The organism is Pseudomonas tremae, from assembly GCF_001401155.1.
Taxonomy (GTDB): domain Bacteria; phylum Pseudomonadota; class Gammaproteobacteria; order Pseudomonadales; family Pseudomonadaceae; genus Aquipseudomonas; species Aquipseudomonas tremae.
In genome coordinates this window covers 1-218 of sequence record NZ_LJRO01000453.1, presented here as the reverse complement: position 1 = coordinate 218, position 218 = coordinate 1, and the positions used below count along the sequence as shown (strand labels likewise).

Sequence of the window (218 nt, the reverse complement as noted above, 5' to 3'; positions counted from 1 at the left end):
CAGCAGGTAATCGCGCACCAGCCACATCCAGCGCCGCCGCAGGGCCTCTTTGTGGAACGACAGATTTTTCCAGACGTCCTGCTCATCCAGGCCGCCCGCGGTCACCGACAGGTGGACGTGGGGATGCCAGTTGAGCCGCCGGCCATAGGTGTGCAGCGCCCCGAAAATCCCGACGCGCAAACCGCGCCGCTTGGCGGCGTAGATCAGGTTATCGGCCG

At 65.6% G+C, this 218-nt stretch carries 1 protein-coding gene; it reads right to left on the bottom strand.

Going from position 1 to position 218, the window contains the following annotated elements; translation table 11 throughout:
- Positions 1–218: transposase (locus tag ALO43_RS24150; RefSeq protein WP_174518522.1), on the bottom strand; the 218-nt coding region annotated here is incomplete at both ends.